The organism is Kitasatospora sp. NPDC029367, from assembly GCF_055569135.1.
The window spans coordinates 1-22,542 of the sequence record NZ_JBVHYH010000027.1; the positions used below are offsets into that span (position 1 = coordinate 1).

The following is a 22,542-nucleotide window of genomic DNA, read 5'->3' on the forward strand; positions in this document are numbered from 1 at the left end:
GTGTCGGGACTCGACCCCTCTCCCCTGCGCTGTCCCCCCTCGCTACCCCCCCATACTTCCCAGCGAGGGCCCTTAACCGGGGTCCGAGGCGCCGCCCCCCCCCCCCCCCCGGGCCACTGACCAGCAGTCAGCGCGAGGCGAGCTGCTCCGCCAGCGCCCGCAGCGCCAGCTCGTACGACCCGATCCCGAAGCCCGCGATGGTGCCGGAGGCCACCGCCGCGATCACCGAGTTGTGCCGGAAGGTCTCCCGCGCGTACGGGTTGGAGATGTGCACCTCGATCAGCGGCGCGGTGCGCTGCGCCGCGGCGTCCCGCATCGCGTACGAGTAGTGGGTGAACGCGCCCGGGTTGATCACCACGGGCACCTGCCCGTCGGCCGCCTCGTGCAGCCACTCCACCATCTGCTGCTCGGAGTTGGTCTCGTGCACCTCGACCTCGAAGCCGAACTCCTTGCCCAGCGCGGTGCAGCGCTCGACCAGCCCGGCGTATGAGGTGGCGCCGTAGACGTCCGGCTCCCGGCTGCCCAGCCGGCCCAGGTTGGGGCCGTTGAGCACCATCACCCTGGTCACGCCGAGACCTCCGCGTACGCGGCGACCAGCAGCGACGGGTCGGGGCCCTCCAGGACGGAGGTCTTGCCGAGGCCGTCCAGGACGATGAAGCGGATCAGGTCGCCGCGCGACTTCTTGTCGATCTTCATCGCGTCCAGCAGCTTCGGCCAGGCGTCCGCCCGGTAGCTCAGCGGCAGGCCGACCGAGGCCAGCACGGTGCGGTGGCGGTCGGCCGTCTCGTCGTCCAACCGGCCCGCCAGGCGGCCGAGTTCGGCGGCGAAGACCATGCCGATGGAGATCGCCGCGCCGTGCCGCCACTTGTAGCGCTCGTTGCGCTCGATGGCGTGGCCGAGGGTGTGGCCGTAGTTGAGGATCTCGCGTCGGCCGGACTCCTTGAGGTCCCCGGAGACGACGTCGGCCTTGACCTGGATGGCCCGGCGGATCAGCTCGACGGTGTGCGGGCCGGCCGGCGTCCTGGCGCCCTCCGGGTCGGCCTCGATCAGCTCGAGGATGGCCGGGTCCGCGATGAAGCCGCACTTGATGACCTCGGCGAGGCCGGAGACGTAGTCGTGCGTGGGCACGGTCTCCAGGGTGCCGAGGTCGGCCAGCACGCCCACCGGCGGGTGGAAGGCGCCGACCATGTTCTTGCCCTCGGCGATGTTGATGCCGGTCTTGCCGCCGACGGCCGCGTCGACCATGCCGAGCAGCGTGGTGGGCATGGAGATCCAGCGCACCCCGCGCAGCCAGGTGGCCGCGACGAAGCCAGCCAGGTCGGTGGTGGCCCCGCCGCCGAGGCCGACCACGACGTCGCTGCGGGTGAAGCCGGTCTGCCCGAGCACCGACCAGCAGTACGCGGCGACCTCGGCGCTCTTCGCCTCCTCGGCGTTCGGCACCTGGAGCGCGATCGCCTCGTAGCCCTCGCCGGCCAGGTCCTCGCGGATGGCGTCGGCGGTGGCGGCCAGCGCCTCCGGGTGGATGATCGCGACCCGCCTGGCGCGAGTGCCGATCAGCGGCGCCAGCTCGCCGAGCAGCTGGTGCCCGATCAGCACGTCGTACGGGTCGTGGCCGGCGCTGCCGCCGACGTGAATCCTGACGGTGGTGTCAGTCATGGGGGGTGTTCAGCTCCAGTGCTTCCAGTACGGCGTCCGCGACCTGCTCGGGGGTGCGGTCGGCGGTGTCGACGACGGCGGTGGCCACCTCCAGGTAGAGGGGGCGCCGGGCCTCCATCAGCTCGCGCCAGCGGGCCCGGGGGTTGACGGCCAGCAGCGGGCGCGGCGCGTCCAGACCGACCCGCTTGACCGCGTCGCCCAGCGGGACCTCCAGGAAGGCCACCGGCAGCTCGCGCAGCAGCGCACGGGTGGCCTCGGCCATCACCGCGCCGCCGCCGAGCGCCAGCACCCCGTCGTGTCCCTCGGCGGCCGCGCGCACGGCACGGACCTCCAGCTCCCGGAAGTGCGGCTCGCCCTCGTCGATGAAGATCTCCGGGATGGGCTTGCCGGCGAGCGCCTCGATGTCGGCGTCGGTGTCCCGGAAGCCGACGCCCAGGCGCTCGGCCAGGGCCTGCCCGACGGTGGACTTGCCACTGCCGGGCGGGCCGACCAGCACCACGACGGGCTTCGTCATCGGATGATCAGGTTGTCGAGGTAGCCCTGGACGTTGCGGCGGGTCTCGGAGACGTTGTCGCCGCCGAACTTCTCGTTCACCGCGTCCGCCAGCACCAGCGCGACCATCGCCTCGGCGACGATCCCGGCGGCCGGCACCGCGCAGACGTCCGAACGCTGGTGGTGCGCCTTGGCCGGCTCACCGGTGCGCACGTCCAGGGTCTGCAGCGCCCGCGGCACGGTGGCGATCGGCTTCATCGCGGCGCGCACCCGCAGCACCTCACCGGTGGACAGCCCGCCCTCGGTGCCGCCGGAGCGGCCGGAGGTGCGCTTGACGCCCTCGGGGGTCGGGACGATCTCGTCGTGCGCCTGCGACCCGGGGACCCGGGCCAGCTCGAAGCCGTCGCCGACCTCGACGCCCTTGATCGCCTGGATGCCCATCAGCGCGGCGGCCAGCCGCGCGTCCAGCCGGCGGTCCCAGTGCACGTGCGAGCCGAGGCCCACCGGCACGCCGTACGCGAGCACCTCGACCACACCGCCGAGGGTGTCGCCGTCCTTGTGGGCCTGGTCGATCTCGGCGACCATCGCCTTCGACGCGTCCGCGTCCAGGCAGCGCACCGGGTCGGCGTCCAGCCGGGCCTCGTCCGAGGGCAGCGGCACCACGCCGGCCGGCGCCTTGGCGGCGGCCAGCTCGACCACGTGGCTGACGATCTCGATCCCGGCCACCTCGCGCAGGTAGGCGCGGGCGACCGCGCCCAGCGCGACCCGGGCGGCCGTCTCCCGGGCGCTGGCGCGCTCCAGGATCGGCCGGGCCTCCTCGATCGAGTACTTCTGCATGCCGGCCAGGTCGGCGTGGCCGGGCCGGGGGCGGGTCAGCGCCTCGTTGCGGGCCAGGCCCGCCAGCACCTCGGGGTCGACCGGGTCGGCCGACATGACCTGCTCCCACTTCGGCCACTCGGTGTTGCCGACCATGATCGCGACCGGGCTGCCCATGGTCAGACCGTGCCGGACGCCGCCGAGGAAGGTCACCTCGTCCTGTTCGAACTTCATCCGCGCCCCGCGGCCGTAACCGAGCCGGCGGCGCGCCAGCGCGTCGGCCACCACCTCGGTGGTGACCGGTACACCGGCGGGCAGGCCTTCCAGCGTCGCGACGAGTGCGGGGCCGTGCGACTCCCCCGCCGTCAGCCAGCGCAACGTACCCAACGGAGCTCCTTCATCAGCGGGCCGGCCCACGGCACCGCCGGGGCCCGCCCGAGCGTGCCTTCTGTCCGAATCCTTTCATGCCCCGGCAGCCCCTGGGGGCACAGTCCGCGTGACGGACGGCAACCGGTCACTCCACGAAACGATTCGGCCGCGCGCGGCGGACTCAGCGCCCGGCCAGTGCCCGCTCCCCTGCCTCGCGCATCGCCGCCAGCGGCCCAGGCGCCCGCCCGGTGAAGGCCTCGCTCTGCAGCACCGCCTGGTGGACCAGCAGGTCCAGCCCGCCGAGGACGGTCGCCCCGCGCCCCGCGCAGGCGGCGGCCAGCGCCGTCGGCCACGGGTGGTACAGCACGTCGAACAGCGCGCCCGGGGCCGCCGGCAGCGAGCCGGCGAAGCCGTCGGTCGCCCCGACCGGGGTGGTGGAGACGGTCAGCGGCCGCTCCAGCGCCTCCGCGCCGCGCTCCCAGTCGGCGGTGCGCACCGCCACGCCGAGCCGCTCGCCCAGCTCGGCCATCTCCCGGGCCCGCTCGGCGCTGCGCACGTAGACCGTCACCTCGCCGGTGCAGACCTGGGCGAGCGCGGCCAGCGCCGAGGAGGCGGTGGCTCCCGCCCCCAGCACGGCGGCGGCCGGCACCTCGGCGATGCCGCGCTCGCGCAGCGCGTTGACCAGCCCAGGGACGTCGGTGTTGTCGCCGGTGCGCCGCCCGTCGGCGGTGAACACCACGGTGTTCACCGCGTCCACCGCGCGGGCCGTGGCGCTGACCTCGTCCAGCAGCGGGATGACCGCCCGCTTCAACGGCATGGTCAGCGACAGCCCCGCCCACTCGGCCTCGTCCAGCCCGGCGAGGAACCCGGGCAGGGCTGCCTCGTCGACCTCGAAGCGGTCGTAGCGCCAGCCGTCCAGCCCGAGCGCCGCGAAGGCGGCCCGGTGCAGGTCGGGCGAGAGCGAGTGGGCGATCGGTGAGCCGAGGACGGCCGCCCGGTGCTTGCTGGTCAACACTGCCTCTCCGTGATCTCCGTGAACGACGGTGCCGTGGCGGCTACTTGGTGGTGGCGGCTACTTGGTGGTGCAGTGCAGGCCGACCTTGTCGAAGCCCTGGCCCGCCGCCTTGCAGTACGCCTCGACGTTGGCCGCGTGCTCCTTGTCCGTCTCGGCGAACAGGGTGTTGGTCGGGGACATCGCGATGAAGTACAGCCACTTGCCGTCCGCCGGGTTGAGCACCGCGTTGAGCGCCTCGTCACCGGGGTTGGAGATCGGCGTCGGCGGCAGGCCCGGGTTGATGTAGGTGTTGTACTTGTTGGACCCGTCGTTGATGTCCTTCGACGTGAGCTCCTTGCGGCCCAGCGAGTACTGCAGCGTGGTGTCCATGCCGAGCGTGTGGCGCACGGTGTCGCTGGCCAGCCGGTTCTGGATGGTCCTGGCCATCTTGGCGAAGTCGCCCGGGTTGTTGCCCTCGCGCTGCAGGATGCTCGCCTCGATGACCACCTCGTAGCCGTTCTTGAGGCCCGCCTTGGAGGCCTGGCCGTCGAGGTTGGCGTACTTGTCGGTGGCGGTCTTCACCATCTGCTTGAGCAGGTCCTCGGGCTTCATGCCGTCGGCGATGTTGTAGCGGGTCGGCCAGAGGAAGCCCTCGATGTTGCCGTTCGCGTACGCGGGCAGCCCGAGGTCGTTGACCTGCGCCTTGGCCACGCCCGCCGTGGTGCCCTTCTGGAGCTTCAACTTGCTGTCGATCATGGTGTAGATCTCGGAGGAGTTCTTGCCCTCCGGGAACACGATCGCCGCGCCGCCCGCCTGGTCCAGCAGTTCCTTGACCGCGGCCGCGGCCGGCATCTCCTTCTTCAAGGTGTAGAAGCCGTACTGGATCGTCTGGCACTTGGGCTCGGCGTCGCAGGCCTTGGTGAAGGCGTCGACGCTCTTGACCACACCGGCGGCCTTGAGAGCGGCGCCGATCTGCCCGCCGACCGCGCCCTGCTTGACCTCGATCTGGACGGAGCCGGTGCCCTCGCCGGTGAAGTCCGGCGGCGGGCCGAAGTGGTCCTGGTAGAAGCCGTAGCCCCACCAGCCGGCGCCGCCGAGCAGCCCGAGCAGCACCACGGCGACCACCAGGCAGGCGCCGCCGTTGCGGCGGCCGGCCTTCTTGCCGCTCTCCTTGCGCTTCTTCTTCGCCTCGCGGGAGTCGTCCTGCTCACCGAGGAAGCCGCTCTGCTCGGCCTCGGCGTGCTCGTCGAGGTAGCGGTCGCCCTCGTGGTGCTCCTCCTCGGCGCGGCCGTCCCACTCCCCCTCCGCGGGTTCGTGCGCGCCACCGACCGGATCGGCGCCGGACTCCAGCGCGGCGGCCTCGGCCTCCCAGTCGATGCCGTCCGGGCCGGGACCGGAGGCGGCCTCGGGCGCCGGGGCCGGGCGGGCGGCCTGCTGCTGCTGCGGAGCGGCCTGCTGCTGGGGGATCCCCTGCTGCATCTGCTGCATCTGCTGCGGCATGCCCTGCTGCTGCATCGGCATCTGCTGCTGCCCGTACCCCTGCTGGGGCATCCCCTGCTGCATCTGCTGCGGGTAGGCCTGCCCCTGCTGGCCCATGCCCTGCTGCGGGAACCCCTGGTCGTAGCCCTGCTGCGGCATCTGCTGCTGCGGGTACCCCTGCTGCGGCATGCCCTGCTGCTGGTACCCCTGCGGCGCCATCATCTGCTGGGGGTGGCCGCCGTGCATCTGCTGCTGCATCTGCTGCTGTTGCTGCTGCGCGTACCCCTGCTGAGCGTCCCCGTACGGCTGCTGGCCGTGCTGGTCCTGCTGCGGGTACTGCTGCCACTGGCCGTCCTGCTGGCCGGGGATCGGCTGCTGGCCGCCGTAACCGGGATCACCGGGGTGCCACGGCTCGCCCTGGGGGCCGTAGCCCCGACCCAGATCGGTCATTGATCCCCTTAACCGACGGTGACGACCGGAGGATCGGACCGGCCGTCCGGGACGACGCGGTCCCGGCTGATTCTCGAACCGGCGTGCTAGCGCAGCGCCTGGGAGGAGACGTTACCGTACCGCAGCCGTACCCCCGCCCGGGCGGACGCACTGTCAGTGAGCGACCTCACGCTCGGCGTACGGGGCCGTCACGGTGTGGCGGCGCCCGGTGTCGAGGGGCTGGCGGCGGCGGTCGCAGCGGTGGAGTCCGGCGCGCTCGGCTTGGCCGCCCGGGCGGCGTTGAACTCGGCGACGTTCTTCTGCTGCACCTCGAAGCTGTCGGTGAAGCGGGTGTCCCCGGGCTTCACGGTCACGAAGTAGACCCAGTCCCCCGGCGTCGGGTCCAGCGCCGCCATGATCGCCTGCCGGCCCGGGTTGGAGATCGGCGACGGCGGCAGGCCCGGGTGCAGGTAGGTGTTGTACGGGGAGTCCAGCTTGGTGTCGGTGACGGTGGTGTTCAGGGTCGAGCGGCCGAGGGCGTAGTTGATGGTGGAGTCCAGCTGGAGCGGCATCCCCTTGGCCAGCCGGTTGTAGATGACCCGGGCCACCTTGCCCATGTCCTCGGTGTTGTCGGCCTCGCCCTGGACCATGCTGGCGACGGTGACCAGCCCGTACAGGCTCTGCCCGAGGTTCTGCGCGACGACGTTGGCGTCGTCCCGGCTGAACTCCTTGCCCGCCCGCTCGACCATCTGCTTCAACAGGTCCAGCGCGGTGGTCCCGTCGGTGACGGCGTAGGTCGCCGGGAACAGGTAGCCCTCGGGGCTGCCCTTGGCGAAGTCCGGGAGGCCGAGCTCGGCGCTCTGCTCCTGGGCGGCCTTCTGGGTGGTGCCCGCGGGGAGGTTGAGCTTCTTGTCGATCGCCGCGTAGATCTGGTAGCCGCGCCAACCCTCGGGAATGGTCAGGCCGTTGGCGTTGGCCGGGTCGATCAGGACGGACAGCGCGGCGGCGGCCGACATCTTCTGCTTCAAGGTGTACGTGCCGGGCTGGATCCGCCCGGCGGCGGCCGCGCTGCCCTTCGCCGCCCGGGTGAAGGCGAGCGAACTGGCCACCACCCCGTTGCGGACCAGCGCGGAGGCGATCTGGGACAGGCCCGCGCCCTCCGGCACCGAGACCTGGACGCTGCCGCTGCCCTGCCCCGCGTAGTCGGCGGCCGCCGCGGGCTTGCGCTGGTGCTGGAACCAGGTGTAGCCGGTGAGCCCGATCCCGCCGAAGACCGCGACCAGGGCGAAGGCGGTGAGGCCGCAGGCCAGTCCGTTACGCCGCCGGTGCGGGTCCGGCGCATCGGAGCGCGGCCGGGGCGCGCCCGGAGGACGGCCCTCCGGCTCCAGCACCGGCGCACCCAGGTGCCCCGGGGTGAGCCCCGGGTGGAAGTCCTGGTCGGTCATGGCTCGCGGCCCCCTCGGCGGTCCCGAATCGCTGAGAATCGCTCCGGTCCGACACGAATCGATGCGGATCGATCCGAAACGGACACGGAAACGAACGAAAGAGGGGTCCATGCGGACGTGTCCGCACGGACCCCTCTTCGGGACGTTAGATCAGGCCGGTCAGCCGGTCGCCTCGACGCTCTCACCGGGCGGGCGTCCGCTCACCCGTTCGGACTCAAGGGCGGTCTGCAGGATCACCACCGCGGCGGCCTGGTCGACCACCGAGCGGCCCTTCTTCGCCTTGACCCCCGAGGCGCGCAGCCCGTGGGTCGCGGTGACGGTCGTCATCCGTTCGTCCACCAGCCGCACCGTCACCGGGTAGACCCGGTTGGCCAGCCGCGAGGCGTAGGCCCGGACCTTCTCCGCGGCCGGGCCCTCCTTGCCGCTGAGCGAGCGCGGCAGCCCGACGACCACCTCGATCGCGTCGTACTCCTCGACGATCGCGGCGATCCTGGCCTGCGACTTCACGCCCGCCGGAACGGTCTCAACCGGCGTGGCGAGCACCCCGTCGGGGTCGCAGGACGCGACCCCGATCCGGGCGTCACCGACGTCGACGGCGATCCGCCGCCCACGCCGGAAGGGCCTCTCCTCCTGCTCCATCAGCTGGCGCGCTCCGCGACCAGGCCGCGCACCGCGGCGATCGCCTCGCCGACCGCGGCCGGGTTGGAGCCGCCGCCCTGGGCGACGTCGTCCTTGCCGCCACCGCCGCCACCGAGGGTCTTGGCGGCGGTGCGGACCAGCTCGCCGGCCTTGATGCCGCGGCCGCGGGCGTCCTCGTTGGTGGCGATCACGGTCAGCGGCCGGTCGTTCGCCACGGTGAAGGCGGCGACCACGGCCGGGCGCGAGCCGAGCCGGCCGCGCACGTCCAGCACCAGCTTGCGCAGCTCGTCCGCGCCCACGCCGTCGGCGACCTGCGCGGCGACCACCGCGATGCCGTGCACGTCCTCGGCCGAGTCGGCCAGGCCCGCCGCGGCGGCCAGCACCTTCTCGGCGCGGAAGCGCTCGATCTCCTTCTCGGCGTCCTTGAGCTTGGTGAGCATGCCCGAGATCTTCTCCGGCAGCTCCTCCGGGCGGCCCTTGACCAGCTCGGTGAGCTGGGCCACCACGGTGTGCTCGCGGGCCAGGAACTTGTACGCGTCGACGCCGACCAGCGCCTCGACACGGCGCACACCGGAGCCGATCGAGGACTCGCCGAGCAGCTTCACCAGGCCCAGCTGGGCGGTGTTGCCGACGTGGGTGCCGCCGCACAGCTCCTTGGAGAAGTCGCCGATCGAGACGACCCGCACCTCGTCGCCGTACTTCTCGCCGAACATCGCGATGGCGCCGGCCTTGCGGGCCTGGTCCATCGTCATGACCTCGGCGGTGACCTCCAGCTCGCGGCCCAGCACGTCGTTGATCTTCTGCTCGACGTCCACCAGCACGCTGCCCGGAACGGCGGCGGGCGAGCCGAAGTCGAAGCGGAAGCGGCCGGGGGCGTTCTCGGAGCCGGCCTGGGCGGCCGTCGGGCCGAGCGCGTCGCGCAGCGCCTGGTGGGTCAGGTGGGTGGCCGAGTGGGCGCGGGCGATCGCCCGGCGGCGCTCGGTGTCGATCGTGGCGTACGCCGAGGCGCCGAGCACGACCTCGCCGAACAGCACGCCGCCCGAGTGCACGATGACGCCCGGGACGGGCTGCTGCACGTCGCGGATCTCGACGACCGCGCCGGACTCCAGCCGGATCCGGCCGTGGTCGGCGAGCTGGCCGCCGCCCTCGGCGTAGAACGGGGTGCGGTCGAGGATCAGCTCGACCTCGTCGCCCTCGGAGGCGGCCGGCGACGGGACGCCGTCCACCAGCAGGCCGACGACGGTGGCCTCGCCCTCGGTCAGGTTGTAGCCGGTGAAGAGGCTCGCGCCGGACTTGTCGGCGACCTCGCGGTACGCGGCGACGTCGGCGTGGCCCATCTTCTTCGCCTTGGCGTCCGCCTTGGCGCGGTCCCGCTGCTCCTGCATCAGGCGGCGGAAGCCGGCCTCGTCGACCTGGAGGCCCTGCTCCTCGGCCATCTCCAGGGTGAGGTCGATCGGGAAGCCGTAGGTGTCGTGCAGCTTGAAGGCCTGGTCGCCGGAGAGCACCGCACCGCCGGACTGCTTGGTCTCGGTGACCGCGGCGTCCAGCAGGCTGGTGCCGGCCTTGAGGGTCTGCAGGAAGGCCGCCTCCTCGGCGACCACAACGGTCTCGATGCGCTTGCGGTCGGTCTCCAGCTCCGGGTACTGCGGGGCCATCGCCTTGATCGCGATGTCGGTGAGGTCCTTGGCCACCGGCTCGGTGGCGCCCAGCAGGCGCATGTTGCGGATGGCGCGGCGCAGGATGCGGCGCAGCACGTAGCCGCGGCCCTCGTTGCCGGGGGTGACGCCGTCGCCGACCAGCATCAGCGCGGTGCGGATGTGGTCGGTGACCACGCGCAGCGAGACGTCCGACTTGTGGTCGGCGCCGTAGCTGTGGCCGGTGAGCTCGGCGGCGCGGTCGAGGATCATCCGGCTGGTGTCGATCTCGAAGAGGTTGTCGACGCCCTGGAGGATCGCGGCGAGGCGCTCCAGGCCCAGGCCGGTGTCGATGTTCTTGCTCGGCAGGTCGCCGAGGATCTCGAAGCCGTCCTTGCCGTCGCCGTGGCCGCGCTCATACTGCATGAAGACCAGGTTCCAGATCTCCAGGTAGCGCTCGCCGTTGACCGCCGGGCCGCCCTCCTCGCCGTACGCGGGGCCGCGGTCGTAGTTGATCTCCGAGCACGGACCGCACGGGCCGGGCACGCCCATCGACCAGAAGTTGTCCTTCATGCCCAGGCGCTGGATGCGCTCGGAGGGCACGCCGATGACGTCGCGCCAGATCTGCTCGGCCTCGTCGTCGTCCTTGTAGACGGTGATCCAGAGCTTCTCCTTCTCCAGGCCGTAGCCACCGTCCGCGACGGGAGTGGTGAGCAGCTCCCAGGCGAACTTGATGGCTCCTTCCTTGAAGTAGTCACCGAAGGAGAAGTTGCCGCACATCTGGAAGAAGGAGCCGTGCCGGGTGGTCTTCCCGACCTCCTCGATGTCGAGGGTGCGCACGCACTTCTGGACGCTGGTGGCGCGCGAGAACTGCGGCTTGACCTCGCCCAGGAAGTAGGGCTTGAACGGCACCATGCCGGCGTTGACCAGCAGCAGGGTGGGGTCGTCGGCGACCAGGGACGCCGACGGAACGACGGTGTGGCCGCGCTCCTCGAAGAAGCGCAGCCAGCGGCGGCGGATCTCAGCCGACTCCATTAGTGGTCCTTCCGGTTCGTTCCGCCCCGCGGCAGGGCTCGGCGGGGCGTTTCTTCAATGGTCTGTGGGACGGTGCGGCCCCCGCCGTCGGGCAGGGCGCGGGCGGGGGGCAGGGCGGCGGCCGGGCGACCGGGCACCGCCGAGATAGCTCGGTACTGCGGCTCGCCCCGCAGCACCCGGCGGGTGCTGCGCGGCTCCGCCACGGCGGTGCCGTGCAGTCCGAGGTCGTCCTTGAGCTGCTCCTCGCGCTCGGCCATGCCGGAGCGCACGTCCTGGGCGAACTGCTTGGCCCGGTCGCCCAGGTGCAGGGCACCGCGCGCGGCGGTGCCGGAGAGGCTGTCCGGGGTGAGCCGCTGCACGGCGCCGTTGGCCTTGTTCATGGCCCACACCGCGGCGCCGGCGCCGACCGCCATCCAGAAGATCCGTGCCATCCGGTCAGCCCCTCACCGCTCGCCGGACCCGGGAGAGCAGGCCGCTCCTGGGCGCGGTCGCGGCGCGCACCTCGGCCCGGATCAGCCGGGCCAGCTCGTCGCGCTCGGCGGGCTGCACCGGCACGCTCGGCAGGGTGCCCTGCTGCTTGGCGACGGCCTGGCGGACGCCGTAGCTGAACGCGGCGACCTTCATCAGCGGGCCGCCCAGCGTGGCGGCCGCGGTGGAGGAGAGCGCCTTGGCGTTGGCGGCGGCGTCCTGGACGTTGGCGGTGATCTCGTCCACCCGGTCCAGCTGCTCGTTGGCGCTGCGCACCGCCGCGCCGGCGTCGGCCAGCAGCGGGACGGCCTGTTCGGTGACCGCGGAGACCAGGACGGTGGCCTCCTTCAACACCCGGGAGAGTCGCACCAGCACCACCGCGAGCAGGGTGACCAGGACCGCCCAGAACACGGCGACGAGCAAGCCGGCCAGCTCTCCCACGGACACTTCTGCGCGCTCCCTCGCCTTGCGGTTCCCAACCGAACCCTATCGCGCCCGGGCCCGCTTTCCGGACCGGGTCACGGCGGTGGCCTCGCCCGGATGTGCGAACCGCGCGCGTAACCTACCGTCCGGTCACCTCGTTCAGCCAGGCGGGCCGTCGCCCGTACGGCCCGACGCACGTCCGGACCGCCGCGGTCCGGGCCGGGAACAACGGGGAGCACCGCTTGGCCGGCGACTGGACAGCACAGCCCGCGGCGTGGCCGCGCGAGCCGGACCCGGGCCGACTGCCGGCCGAGGTGACGGGCTTCGTCGGGCGCGAGCGGGAACTGGCCGAGCTGGCGGGTCTGCTCGCCGGGGCACGGCTGGTGACGGTGACCGGGCCCGGCGGGGTGGGCAAGAGCAGGCTCGCGCTGCGGGCGGCGGCCCGGGCGGCCGAGGCCTTCCCGGACGGGACCTGGCTGGTGGACGTGGCCCCGGTGCAGGACCCGCTACTGCTCGGCCACGCCGTCCTGGAGGCGCTGCGGCTGACCGACGGCACCGCCCGGCCGCCGGTGGACGTGCTGGGCGAGCACCTGGCGGGGCGCCGCCTGCTGCTGGTGCTGGACGGCTGCGAGCACCTGGTGGAGGCGTGCGCCGAGCTGGCCGACGCGCTGCTGCGCACGCTGCCCGGGCTGCGGGTGCTGGCCACCAGCCGGGCCGCGCTGCGGGCCTCGGGCGAGCACCTGCTGACGCTGGCCCCACTGGCGGTCGACCCGCTGCCCGAGCGGCCGGAGGACCCGGACCAGCTGCCGGACGCCGTGCGGCTGTTCGCCGACCGGGCGCGGGCCGTACTGCCGTCCTTCGCGGTGACGGAGGCGAACGCGGAGGCGGTCGGCCTGCTCTGCCGTCGGCTGGACGGCATCCCGCTGGCCGTGGAGCTGGCCGCCGGGCGGCTGCGCGCACTGTCGGTGGAGCAGATCACGGCCCGGCTGGACGACCGCTTCCGGCTGCTCACCGGCGGCTCCCGGACGGCCCTGCCGAGGCACCAGACGCTGCGCACCACGATCGGCTGGAGTCATGAGCTCTGCACAGTGCAGGAACGTTTACTCTGGGCCCGCCTGTCGGTCTTCGCCGGCGGTTTCGACCTGGAGGCCGCCGAGTACGTCTGCGCGGGCGAGGGCATCGAGCCCGAGGACCTGCTCGACCTGCTCGACGAACTCGTCGCCAAGTCCGTGGTGCTGCGCGAGGACAGCGCCTTCGGCGTCCGCTTCCGCCTGCTGGACACCCTGCGCGAGTACGGCGGCCACTGGCTGCGCGCCGCCGGCGAGGAGCAGCGGCTGCTGCGCCGCCACCGGGACTGGTACCTGGGCGTGGCCACCTGGGGCGAGGTCGAGTGGTTCGGCCCCCGACAGGCCGAGACCGCCGAGCGCACCCTGCTCGCCCACGCCAACCTGCGTGCCGCGCTGGAGTTCTGCCTCGCCGAGCCCGGCGAGGAGCAGATCGCCCTGCTGCTGGCCGGCACCCTGTGGTTCTACTGGGTCGGCTGCGGCCACCTCGGCGAGGGCCGGCACTGGCTGGACCGCGCGCTCGCCCTGGACCGCGAGCCCACCGAGGTCCGGGCCAAGGCCCTCTGGGTGACCGGCTACATGGCCACCCTCCAGGGCGACCTCGGCGCCGCCCGCCCCGCCCTGGAGGAGTGCCGCCGCCAGGCCCTGGACACCGGCGACGACCGGGCCCTCGCCTACGCCGTCCACCGCCAGGGCTGCGCCGCCCTGATCGGTGACGACCCGGAGCGCGCCGCCGAGCTGTTCGAGGAGGCGCTCTGGCACTACCGGACCATCGGCGAGCTCAACAGCAACGTGGTGATGGCGATGGTCGAACTGGGCCTCGCCTACCTGTTCCAGGGCGACCCGGACAGCGCCGAGCTCTGGTTCGGCCAGGCCCGCGAGGTGTGCGAGGAGCACGGCGAGCAGTGGGCGTACGGCTACGTGCTGTACGCGATGGCGTACTCGCACTACCTGGACGGCGCCGTCCAGCCGGCCCGCGCGCTGGCCCGCGAGTGCGTCCGGCTGAACCACCGCTTCCACGACCTGCTCGGCATCGTGCTGGGGATCGACCTGCTGGCGCTGCTGGAGACCGAGCCGGCCGGGCCGGGCGAGCCGGCCGCCCTGCGCGAGGCCCGGGTGCTGCAGGGCGCCGCGCACCGGATCTGGCGGGCGGTCGGCAACCCCTTCCTGGGTTCGCGCTCCTTCTTCGGCACCCACCAGGAGTGCGCCGAGCGCGCCCGGGCCGGGCTCACCGAGCAGGAGTACGAGGACTGCTACCTGGCGGGCGGGCGGCTGGACCTGGACGCCGCGGTCGGCCGGGCGCTCGGCGACGGGGGCTCGCCCGGCGGCCCGGAACCCGGCCCCGCGCCCTGCTCCGTGCCGCCCGCACCGGCCCCGGCACCGGTGCGGAATAGCTGAAGCTTGCGGATTGCTTGAGGAGGCAAGGATCCACCCGGAAGGAGCACCATGGCCGTCCACGACGAGTACCGCCTCGCGAACTTCTACTTCGAGTCCAAGGCGTACACCGACGCCGCCCGCATGCTGGAAGGCGTGCTGGCCGAGGAGCCGGCCAACCTGTCGGTCCGGCTGCTGCTGGCCCGCAGCTACTTCCACTCCGCGCAGCTCGGCCGCGCCGAGGCCGAACTGCGCCGGATCCTCGACCTCGACCCGGCCGAGGACTACGCCCGGCTGATGCTCGGCCGCACCCTGGAGCGCCAGGGCCGCGACCAGGAGGCCCGTCCGCACCTGCGGCTGGCCGCCGCGATGACCGGCGCGGAGCTGTAGCCGGCCTGAGCTGTGGCCGGGCGGAGCTGTGGCCGGAGGGCCGGCCGGCACCGGAAAAGGGGCGAGCCCCCGCCGCCTCGAAAGGCGACGGGGGCTCGCTGCCGGTTCCGCGAAGTGCGAACCGAGCGCGGGTCAGCGCGAGTAGTACTCGACGACCAGCTGCTCGTCACAGATCACCGGGACCTCCTTGCGCTGCGGCGCACGGTCCAGGCGGAAGGCCAGGGCCTTCAGGTTGACCTCGAGGTACTTCGGGGTCTGGCCCTCACCCGCGTAGCCACCCTCACGGGCGACCTGGAAGGGGACCTTCTCCTTGGAGCGCTCGCGGACGGTGACCACGTAGCCCGGCTTCATCTGGAACGACGGCTTGTTGACCTTGCCGCCGTTGACCTCGATGTGGCCGTGGACGACCATCTGGCGGGCCTGGTAGATGGTGCGGGCGATGCCCGAACGCAGGACCAGGGAGTCCAGACGGGTCTCCAGGTCGGCGACGAGCGCCTCACCGGTCTTGCCCTCGGCCTTCTTCGCGCGGTCGAACGCGCGCGCCATCTGCTTCTCGCTCAGGTCGTACTGGGCGCGCAGACGCTGCTTCTCGAGCAGACGGACCTTGTAGTCCGAGTTCTGCTTGCGACCGCGGCCGTGCTGGCCGGGCGGGTACGGGCGGGCCTCGAAGTACTTGACGGACTTCGGGGTCAGCGGCACGCCGAGCGCACGCGCGATCTTGACCTTGGGACGCTTCTGGTTCGCCATGAACCAAACCTTCCTTGCTTACGAATACGGCTTTCACCAGGTGTTGACGGAGGTCGCATGTCGCGACCCGGAGAAAACCCCGACGCCTGCGCGAAGGGATCAGCCGCTCTCCGGAGCCGGGCACATGAAGTGCTGGTCACACGAAGGACCCGGGGAACCGGGCCGTCCGCGACACCGAAACGGTGCGCGACGCTCCTGCTGCGGGCCTCCCGGAGGAGGCCTACGGCCGATGTCCCGCTGGTGCGGCCGGTCGGTGGGGTCTCCCCCGCCGCCGTCCCGGGACATGGCACTCCGACGAAGTATACCCGTCGATCACTCGCCCTTCGTCCCGGGCTCCTGCTCGGCCTTCCGCTCCGGCTTGCCCGCCGTCTCCTCGGCCTTCCGCTCCGGCTTCGCGGCCTTCGGCTCCGCCTTCTCCACCCGGCGCTCCCCCCGCAGCCGCCCGCGCGTCCACTCCACGGTGTCCGCGTACCGCACCTCGCCGCCGCGCCGGTTCGGCCGGTAGTACTCCCGGCCGTGCACCGAGTCCGGCGCGTACTGCTGGGCGGCGATGCCCTCCGGCAGGTCGTGCGGGTACTGGTAGCCCTTGCCGTGGCCGAGCTTGCCCGCCCCGCCGTAGTGGGCGTCCCGCAGGTGCGGCGGGACGGCCCCCGCCAGCCCCTGCCGCACGTCCGCCAGCGCCGCGTCGATCGCCAGGTAGGCCGAGTTGGACTTCGGCGCCAGGGCCAGCGCGATGGCCGCCTGGGACAGGATGATCCGGGCCTCCGGGAAGCCGATCAGCGCCACCGCCTGGGCCGCCGCCACCGCCGTCTGCAGCGCCGTCGGATCGGCCAGGCCGACGTCCTCGCTGGCCGAGATCATCAGCCGCCGGGCGATGAACCGCGGGTCCTCCCCCGCCTCGATCATCCGGGCCAGGTAGTGCAGGGTGGCGTCCACGTCGCTGCCGCGGATCGACTTGATCAGCGCGCTGGCCACGTCGTAGTGCTGGTCGCCGTCCTTGTCGTAGCGCACCGCCGCCTGGTTCACGGCGGTCTCGGTGGTGGCCAGCGAGATGCTCGCCTCACCCTTCTCCAGCGCCGCCCCGGCCGCCGCCTCCAGCGTGGTCAGCGCCCGTCGGGCGTCCCCGCCGGCCAGCCGCACCAGGTGGTCCTCGGCCTCCGCGGTCAGCTCCAGCGCGCCCTCCAGGCCGCGCTCGTCCTCCACCGCCCGGCGCAGCAGCGCCCGGATGTCCTCGTCGGTGAGCGACTCCAGGGTGAGCAGCAGCGAGCGGGACAGCAGCGGGGAGATCACCGAGAAGTACGGGTTCTCGGTGGTCGCCGCGATCAGGGTGACCCAGCGGTTCTCCACCGCGGGCAGCAGGGAGTCCTGCTGGGCCTTGGAGAAGCGGTGGATCTCGTCCAGGAACAGCACCGTCTCCCGGCCGGACATGCCGACCGCCCGCCGGGCGCCGTCGATCACCGCCCGGACCTCCTTGACCCCGGCGGTGATCGCGGACAGCTCGACGAAGCGGCCCTCCACGGCCTGGCTGATCACATGCGCCAGGGTGGTCTTGCCGGTGCCGGGCGGCCCCCAGAGGATCACCGAGCTGGTGGCGGCCGGCCCGCGGGAGTTGGCCACCAGCCGGCGCAGCGGCGAGCCGGGCTTCAACAGCTGCCGCTGCCCGGCCACCTCGTCCAGGGTGCGCGGGCGCATCCGTACGGCCAGCGGCGCCCGGCCGGGCTCCCTGGTCTGGAGTTCCTCGGCGGCGGCGGTGAAGAGGTCCGGTTCGTCCACACCGGAAGCCTAGGCCGCCGACAGAGCTATTGCGCCGGGGTCCGCCGGTCCAGCAGGACCACCTCGAACTCCTCCAGCGACCGCAGCGTGCCGCCCAGCGCGGCCAACGCCCGCGCCCGGGAGTCGGCCGTCGGCCCCCGCGCGGCGTCGAAGCTCGCCCGGTCCGCGTAGATCGAGCCCACGGACAGCCGGCCGGTCGCACGGTCGGCCAGCATCGCGCCGGTCACGAAGCCGGGCTTCTTCTCCAGCACCGGCAGCACCTGGTCCCGGAAGATCTCGGCCGCCGTGTCCACCTTGGCCGGGTCGATGTCGGACCTGCTCAGCCGGAACATCGCGCCGGGTCCGGCCACACCGGGCGGCGCCGTCGCCACGGCCTCCCAGACGTCCGTGGTCACGGTGCCGGCCAGCGGCGCCAGCAGCTCGCGTCGGCGCCCACCGAGCGCCGCGTCGCTGTCGCGTTCGGCCTGGGCGGACTCCCACCACGAGCCCATCGTGATCTTGCCGACGGTCCGGTCCGCGAACAGGCCGTAGCCGCGGTACCCGGGCTGCCCGGAGAGCAGCTCGACGGCCTCGGTGGCGAGGCCGTCGAGGGTCTCGCCGATCCGGTCCGGATCACCGGTCGCGTAGACGGTACGGACGAACATGAGCGCGCCTCCTGTGCACGCCCGGGCGCCACGCGGGGCCGTTCGGTAGCAGCGCCCGGCCGGGGCCCCGTCTACTCCAGTCTGGCAGCGTGGTCCGGGACGTACTTCTGGAGGTCGCGCGGGGGCCGCTGGTAGCCGCGCGGGGCCGGGCGGGGCGGCAGCTCGATCCGCGGCGGGGCGACCTCGTGGTACGGGACGGTGGAGAGCAGGTGGGCGATCATGTTGATCCGGGCCCGCCGCTTGTCGTCGCTCTCCACCACGTGCCAGGGCGACTGCGGGATGTCGGTGTAGACGAACATCTCGTCCTTGGCCCGTGAGTAGTCCTCCCAGTGGGTGATCGACTCCACGTCCATCGGGGAGAGCTTCCAGCGCTTCATCGGGTCCTCCAGCCGGTCCCGGAACCGCTGCTCCTGCTCGGTGTCACTGACCGAGAACCAGTACTTGCGCAGCAGGATGCCCGCCTCGATCAGCATCTGCTCGAAGGTCGGGCACTGGTGCAGGAACTGCCAGTACTCCTCGTCGCTGCAGAAGCCCATCACCCGCTCGACCCCGGCCCGGTTGTACCAGCTGCGGTCGAACAGGACGATCTCCCCGGCCGCCGGGAGGTGTTCGACGTACCGCTGGAAGTACCACTGGGTCTTCTGCCGCTCGGTCGGGGTGGGCAGCGCCGCGACCCGGGCGATGCGTGGGTTCAGGTACTCCGTCACCCGCTTGATCGCCCCGCCCTTGCCGGCCGCGTCCCGCCCCTCGAAGATCACCACCAGGCGGGCGCCCTCGACCCGCACCCACTCCTGGAGTTGCACCAACTCCTGCTGCAGCCGCAGCAGTTCCCGCTCGTACGGCTTCTTCGCCAGTCGTTCCGGCTCCGCGGTCCGCTGCTGCCCCTTGGCCACTCTCGGGTCCTCCGTCCGACTCCTGCCGATGACCCTTCACCGTAGGCGCAGAACAGTGACCCCGCAGGTCGGACCGGAGGAACGGGCGAACCCGCTCGCCGGGCGCTCCCTAGGCGTCGACGAAGGGCTCCGGGTAGCGGCACAGCCCGCGCGGGTCGCCGTCGTACGCCGCCAGCGGCAGCACCTGGAAGTACGCCTCCGGCACCTCGAACGGGCCGGAGACCTCGTGCCGCCCGGCCGGGATGAAGCCGAACCGTCCGTAGTACTCCGGGTCGCCGAGCACCACCACCAGCTTCTCCCCCGCCTCCTCGGCGGCCGACAGCGCCGCCCGGACGACGAGTTCGCCGACGCCCCGGCGCTGCCACTCGGGCGCCACCGCCACCGGCGCGAGCGCCAGCGCGTCACCGGACCCGCCGCCGTCACCGACCCGCAGCCGGGTCAGCAGGGCATGGCCGATCACCAGCCCGGTGTCGTCGACCGCGACCAGTGACAGCCCGGGCAGCCAGGCCGGGTCGCGGCGCAGCGCGTCCACCAGGTCCGCCTCGTCCGGCCCGGGGAACGCGGCCATGTGCACGCGCCTGGTCGCCGGGGCGTCCTGCGGACATTCGACTCTCGTGGTGACCTGCATCGGGTCAACCCTCCCTGTGTCACACCACGTTGTGGACCGGCCCCGGACGGTGGGTGGACCGTCCGGGGCCGTTGCAGGTTAGCGCGTATGACAAGGCGTCAGCTCTTGGGCTGCGCCTCGGACTTGGCGTCCTCGCGGACCTTGGGCTGGGCGTCCACGCCGGCCTCGCGGCGCTGCGCCGGGGTGATCGGGGTCGGCGCGCCGGTCAGCGGGTCACCACCGGTGGACGTCTTCGGGAAGGCGATGACGTCGCGGATGGTGTCGTAGCCGCCGAGCAGCGTGACGATCCGGTCGAGGCCGAAGGCGACCCCACCGTGCGGCGGCGGGCCGTAGTTGAAGGCGTCCAGCAGGAAGCCGAACTGCGAGGCCGCCTCCTCCTCGGAGAGGCCGATCGCGTCGAACGCCCGCTTCTGGACGTCGCGCTGGTGGATACGGATCGAACCGCCGCCCAGCTCCGAGCCGTTGAGGACCAGGTCGTAGGCGTTGGACAGGGCCGAGCCCGGGTCGGTGTCGAAGGTGTCCAGCGACTCCGCGGTCGGGGCGGTGAACGGGTGGTGCACCGCGTGCCAGCCCTGGAACTGGCCCTTGTCGTCCTCGATCGGCTCGAACATCGGGAAGTCGACGACCCAGAGGAAGGCCCACTGGGACTCGTCGATCAGGCCGCAGCGGCGGCCGATCTCCAGGCGGGCGGCGCCGAGCAGCTCCTGCGAGGGGCGCTCCTTGCCGGCCGCGAAGAAGACCGCGTCGCCGTTCTTGGCGCCGGCCGCGGCGGCGAGGCCGGCCAGGTGCTCCTCGGAGAGGTTCTTGGCGACCGGGCCGCGCAGCTCGCCGGTCTCGGCGTCGATCAGCACGTAGGCGAGGCCCTTGGCGCCGCGCGCCTTGGCCCAGTCCTGCCAGGCGTCCAGCTGCTTGCGCGGCTGCGAGGCGCCGCCGGGCATGACCACGGCACCGACGTACGGGGCCTGGAAGACGCGGAACTCGGTGCCCTTGAAGTACTCGGTGAGGTCGGTGAGTTCCTGGCCGAAGCGGACGTCCGGCTTGTCGGAGCCGTAGCGGCCCATGGCGTCCGCGTAGGTCATCCGCGGCAGCGGGTTCGGGATCTCGTAGCCGTGCACCTCGCGCCAGATCGAGCCGACGATCTTCTCGCCGAGGGCCAGGATGTCCTCCTGGTCGACGAAGGAGGCCTCGATGTCCAGCTGGGTGAACTCCGGCTGGCGGTCGGCGCGGAAGTCCTCGTCGCGGAAGCAGCGGGCGATCTGGTAGTACCGCTCCATGCCGGCCACCATCAGCAGCTGCTTGAACAGCTGGGGCGACTGCGGCAGCGCGTACCAGTGACCGGGCTGCAGGCGGACCGGGACGAGGAAGTCGCGGGCGCCCTCGGGGGTGGAGCGGGTGAGGTACGGCGTCTCGATGTCGAGGAAGTCGTTCTCCTCCATCACCCGGCGGATGATGTTGTTGACCTTCGAGCGCAGCCGCAGGCCCTTGGCCGGGCCCTCACGGCGCAGGTCCAGGTAGCGGTAGCGCAGCCGGACCTCCTCGTTGACCGTGCCCGGCTCGTACTCGGCGACCGGGAACGGCAGCGGGGCGGCCTCGGAGAGCACCTCGATGTCGCTGACGACGACCTCGACCGCGCCGGTCGGGATGTCCGGGTTCTCATTGCCCTCGGGGCGGACCCGGACGTCGCCGACGACCTTGACGCAGTACTCGGCGCGCAGGCCGTGCACCGAGTCGAGGTCGCGCACCACGATCTGCACGGTGCCGGAGGCGTCGCGCAGGTCGATGAAGGCGACGCCGCCGTGGTCGCGGCGGCGGGCGACCCAGCCGGCCAGGGTGACGGTGGTGTCTGCGTGCTCCGGGCGGAGCGTGCCCGCGTCGTGCGTGCGGATCACAGCTGCTTCTCCTTCAAGGTGGTGACGAGTGCGTCGAGGGCGACGGGGGACTGCTCTCCGGTGCTCATGTCCTTGAGCTGGACGACGCCCTCGGCGAGGTCCCGGTCACCGGCGATCAGGGCGAAGCGGGCGCCGGACCGGTCGGCGGACTTCATGGCGTTCTTGATGCTCTTGACGCCGAAGGCGAGGTCGGTGGCGACGCCGGCCCGGCGCAGCTCGATCACCTTGGCGAACAGCAGGTTCTTGGCCTCCTCGCCGAGCGCGACGGCGTAGACGGAGGTGGCGGCCGGCAGGTCGAGGACGACGCCCTCGGCCTCCAGGGCCAGGTAGGTGCGGTCCACGCCGAGCGCCCAGCCGACGGACGGCAGCGCCGGGCCGCCGATCATCTCGGACAGGCCGTCGTAGCGGCCGCCGCCGCCGATGGCGGACTGGGCGCCGAGGCCGTTGTGCACGAACTCGAAGGTGGTGCGGGTGTAGTAGTCGAGGCCGCGGACCAGCTTCGGGTCGTCGACGAAGGCGACGCCGGCGGCGGTGAGCAGCTCGCGCACCTTCTCGTCGTACGCCTTGCACTCCTCGCACAGGAAGTCGCGCAGCATCGGCGCGCCGACCAGCTGCTCCTGCACCGACTCGCGCTTGTCGTCCAGCACCCGCAGCGGGTTGATCTCCGCGCGGCGGCGGGTTTCCTCGTCCAGGTCCAGGCCGGAGAGGAACTCGATCAGGGCGGCGCGGTAGACCGGGCGGCACTGCTTGTCGCCGAGGCTGTTGAGCAGCAGCGAGTAGTCGCTCAGGCCCAGCGCGCGGAAGGCGTCGTCGGCCAGGATGATCAGCTCGGCGTCCAGCGCCGGGTCCTCGGCGCCGATCGCCTCCGCGCCGACCTGGGAGAACTGGCGGTAACGGCCCTTCTGGGCACGCTCGTAGCGGTAGTACGAGCCCGAGTACCAGAGCTTGACCGGCAGGTTGCCCTGCTTGTGCAGGTTGGCCTGGAGCGCGGCGCGCAGCACCGAGGCGGTGCCCTCGGGGCGCAGCGCGAGCTCGTCGCCGCCCTTGGTGGTGAGGGTGTACATCTCCTTGGAGACGATGTCGGTGGACTCGCCGACACCGCGGGAGAACAGCTTCACGTCCTCGAAGACCGGGGTCTCGACGTAGCCGTAACCGGCCCGGCGGGCGGGCGCGGCGATGCGCTCGCGGATCGCCAGGAAGGTCGCGGAGCTGGGGGGCAGCAGGTCGTAGGTGCCCTTGGGGGCGGTGAAGGTGCTCAACT

The 22,542-nt window shown here is 72.5% G+C and carries 20 protein-coding genes; 2 read left to right on the forward strand and 18 right to left on the reverse strand.

Translation table 11 applies throughout. The features are described 5' to 3' along the window. Positions 1 to 127 precede the first annotated feature (127 nt). The 11 genes from aroQ to ACZ4W5_RS17095 all read right to left on the reverse strand — a co-directional run bounded on the left by aroQ (position 128) and on the right by ACZ4W5_RS17095 (position 11,903). Positions 128 to 556: a type II 3-dehydroquinate dehydratase gene (aroQ, locus tag ACZ4W5_RS17045; protein WP_360230367.1), complete on the reverse strand. Its 429-nt coding sequence runs from the start codon at positions 554 to 556 to the stop codon at positions 128 to 130. 8 nt (positions 557 to 564) lie between these two features. Further along, complete coding sequence (aroB, locus tag ACZ4W5_RS17050; protein ID WP_465655263.1) at positions 565 to 1,656, reverse strand: 3-dehydroquinate synthase; 1,092 nt, start codon at positions 1,654 to 1,656, stop codon at positions 565 to 567. Next, entirely contained in the window at positions 1,649 to 2,170 is a 522-nt protein-coding gene (locus tag ACZ4W5_RS17055) for a shikimate kinase (RefSeq protein WP_465655264.1), read from the reverse strand. The genes aroB and ACZ4W5_RS17055 overlap by 8 nt, the downstream gene beginning before the upstream one ends. Next, a complete protein-coding gene (aroC, locus tag ACZ4W5_RS17060) occupies positions 2,167 to 3,351 on the reverse strand; it encodes a chorismate synthase (protein WP_360230073.1) in 1,185 nt (394 codons plus the stop codon). Before aroC ends, ACZ4W5_RS17055 begins: the two co-directional genes overlap by 4 nt. A 163-nt stretch (positions 3,352 to 3,514) precedes the next feature. Further along, positions 3,515 to 4,345, reverse strand: a complete 831-nt coding sequence (locus tag ACZ4W5_RS17065) for a shikimate dehydrogenase (RefSeq protein ID WP_465655265.1) — start codon at positions 4,343 to 4,345, stop codon at positions 3,515 to 3,517. A gap of 60 nt (positions 4,346 to 4,405) precedes the next feature. Further along, positions 4,406 to 6,256, reverse strand: coding sequence for an endolytic transglycosylase MltG (mltG, locus tag ACZ4W5_RS17070; RefSeq protein WP_465655266.1), 1,851 nt, complete (start codon positions 6,254 to 6,256; stop codon positions 4,406 to 4,408). A gap of 188 nt (positions 6,257 to 6,444) precedes the next feature. Beyond that, positions 6,445 to 7,680 carry an endolytic transglycosylase MltG gene (mltG, locus tag ACZ4W5_RS17075; RefSeq protein WP_465655267.1) on the reverse strand — a complete coding sequence of 412 codons (1,236 nt, stop codon included), beginning with the start codon at positions 7,678 to 7,680 and terminating at the stop codon, positions 6,445 to 6,447. 159 nt (positions 7,681 to 7,839) lie between these two features. Beyond that, positions 7,840 to 8,319: a Holliday junction resolvase RuvX gene (gene ruvX / locus ACZ4W5_RS17080; protein ID WP_360230081.1), complete on the reverse strand. Its 480-nt coding sequence runs from the start codon at positions 8,317 to 8,319 to the stop codon at positions 7,840 to 7,842. After that, positions 8,319 to 10,988: an alanine--tRNA ligase gene (gene alaS / locus ACZ4W5_RS17085; protein WP_360230083.1), complete on the reverse strand. Its 2,670-nt coding sequence runs from the start codon at positions 10,986 to 10,988 to the stop codon at positions 8,319 to 8,321. The genes ruvX and alaS overlap by 1 nt, the downstream gene beginning before the upstream one ends. After that, entirely contained in the window at positions 10,988 to 11,419 is a 432-nt protein-coding gene (locus ACZ4W5_RS17090) for a DUF6167 family protein (protein ID WP_360230085.1), read from the reverse strand. The genes alaS and ACZ4W5_RS17090 overlap by 1 nt, the downstream gene beginning before the upstream one ends. 4 nt (positions 11,420 to 11,423) lie before the next feature. Next, positions 11,424 to 11,903: a DUF948 domain-containing protein gene (locus ACZ4W5_RS17095; protein ID WP_402485362.1), complete on the reverse strand. Its 480-nt coding sequence runs from the start codon at positions 11,901 to 11,903 to the stop codon at positions 11,424 to 11,426. A 218-nt stretch (positions 11,904 to 12,121) separates the two neighbouring features. Between ACZ4W5_RS17095 and ACZ4W5_RS17100 the strand changes: the two genes are divergently transcribed. Both ACZ4W5_RS17100 and ACZ4W5_RS17105 read left to right on the forward strand, forming a co-directional pair. Further along, on the forward strand, positions 12,122 to 14,341 hold the full coding sequence (locus ACZ4W5_RS17100; protein ID WP_465655269.1) for an ATP-binding protein: 2,220 nt from the start codon (positions 12,122 to 12,124) through the stop codon (positions 14,339 to 14,341). Positions 14,342 to 14,389: 48 nt separating this feature from the next. After that, entirely contained in the window at positions 14,390 to 14,707 is a 318-nt protein-coding gene (locus tag ACZ4W5_RS17105; RefSeq protein ID WP_360230089.1) for a tetratricopeptide repeat protein, read from the forward strand. Positions 14,708 to 14,839: 132 nt separating this feature from the next. On the opposite strand, the gene rpsD is transcribed toward ACZ4W5_RS17105, so the two are convergent. The 7 genes from rpsD to hisS all read right to left on the reverse strand — a co-directional run bounded on the left by rpsD (position 14,840) and on the right by hisS (position 22,540). After that, positions 14,840 to 15,454 (reverse strand): 30S ribosomal protein S4, encoded by a 615-nt coding sequence (rpsD, locus tag ACZ4W5_RS17110; protein ID WP_030056230.1) that lies wholly within the window; start codon positions 15,452 to 15,454, stop codon positions 14,840 to 14,842. 312 nt (positions 15,455 to 15,766) lie between these two features. Further along, the gene (locus ACZ4W5_RS17115; RefSeq protein ID WP_465655271.1) at positions 15,767 to 17,227 is read right to left on the reverse strand and encodes a replication-associated recombination protein A; all 1,461 of its coding nucleotides are present in this window, start codon (positions 17,225 to 17,227) and stop codon (positions 15,767 to 15,769) included. 26 nt (positions 17,228 to 17,253) lie between these two features. Further along, positions 17,254 to 17,871, reverse strand: a complete 618-nt coding sequence (locus ACZ4W5_RS17120; protein ID WP_465655272.1) for an antibiotic biosynthesis monooxygenase family protein — start codon at positions 17,869 to 17,871, stop codon at positions 17,254 to 17,256. A 71-nt stretch (positions 17,872 to 17,942) separates the two neighbouring features. Beyond that, complete coding sequence (gene ppk2 / locus ACZ4W5_RS17125) at positions 17,943 to 18,764, reverse strand: polyphosphate kinase 2 (RefSeq protein ID WP_465655274.1); 822 nt, start codon at positions 18,762 to 18,764, stop codon at positions 17,943 to 17,945. A 109-nt stretch (positions 18,765 to 18,873) separates the two neighbouring features. Continuing rightward, positions 18,874 to 19,392, reverse strand: a complete 519-nt coding sequence (locus ACZ4W5_RS17130) for a GNAT family N-acetyltransferase (protein WP_465655276.1) — start codon at positions 19,390 to 19,392, stop codon at positions 18,874 to 18,876. A gap of 98 nt (positions 19,393 to 19,490) precedes the next feature. Beyond that, positions 19,491 to 21,281 carry an aspartate--tRNA ligase gene (gene aspS / locus ACZ4W5_RS17135; RefSeq protein ID WP_360230099.1) on the reverse strand — a complete coding sequence of 597 codons (1,791 nt, stop codon included), beginning with the start codon at positions 21,279 to 21,281 and terminating at the stop codon, positions 19,491 to 19,493. Beyond that, positions 21,278 to 22,540 (reverse strand): histidine--tRNA ligase, encoded by a 1,263-nt coding sequence (hisS, locus tag ACZ4W5_RS17140; RefSeq protein ID WP_465655278.1) that lies wholly within the window; start codon positions 22,538 to 22,540, stop codon positions 21,278 to 21,280. Before hisS ends, aspS begins: the two co-directional genes overlap by 4 nt. Positions 22,541 to 22,542 lie beyond the last annotated feature (2 nt).

Excerpts from the sequence above, each read along its gene's own strand:
- ruvX (WP_360230081.1), bottom strand. The coding sequence starts at position 8,319 with ATGGAGCAGGAGGAGAGGCCCTTCCGGCGTGGGCGGCGGATCGCCGTC.
- ACZ4W5_RS17090 (WP_360230085.1), bottom strand. The coding sequence starts at position 11,419 with ATGGCACGGATCTTCTGGATGGCGGTCGGCGCCGGCGCCGCGGTGTGG.
- alaS (WP_360230083.1), bottom strand. The coding sequence starts at position 10,988 with ATGGAGTCGGCTGAGATCCGCCGCCGCTGGCTGCGCTTCTTCGAGGAG.
- mltG (WP_465655267.1), bottom strand. The coding sequence starts at position 7,680 with ATGACCGACCAGGACTTCCACCCGGGGCTCACCCCGGGGCACCTGGGT.
- aroQ (WP_360230367.1), bottom strand. The coding sequence starts at position 556 with ATGGTGCTCAACGGCCCCAACCTGGGCCGGCTGGGCAGCCGGGAGCCG.
- mltG (WP_465655266.1), bottom strand. The coding sequence starts at position 6,256 with ATGACCGATCTGGGTCGGGGCTACGGCCCCCAGGGCGAGCCGTGGCAC.
- aroB (WP_465655263.1), bottom strand. The coding sequence starts at position 1,656 with ATGACTGACACCACCGTCAGGATTCACGTCGGCGGCAGCGCCGGCCAC.
- ACZ4W5_RS17055 (WP_465655264.1), bottom strand. The coding sequence starts at position 2,170 with ATGACGAAGCCCGTCGTGGTGCTGGTCGGCCCGCCCGGCAGTGGCAAG.
- ACZ4W5_RS17120 (WP_465655272.1), bottom strand. The coding sequence starts at position 17,871 with ATGTTCGTCCGTACCGTCTACGCGACCGGTGATCCGGACCGGATCGGC.
- ACZ4W5_RS17105 (WP_360230089.1), top strand. The coding sequence starts at position 14,390 with ATGGCCGTCCACGACGAGTACCGCCTCGCGAACTTCTACTTCGAGTCC.
- rpsD (WP_030056230.1), bottom strand. The coding sequence starts at position 15,454 with ATGGCGAACCAGAAGCGTCCCAAGGTCAAGATCGCGCGTGCGCTCGGC.
- ACZ4W5_RS17130 (WP_465655276.1), bottom strand. The coding sequence starts at position 19,392 with ATGCAGGTCACCACGAGAGTCGAATGTCCGCAGGACGCCCCGGCGACC.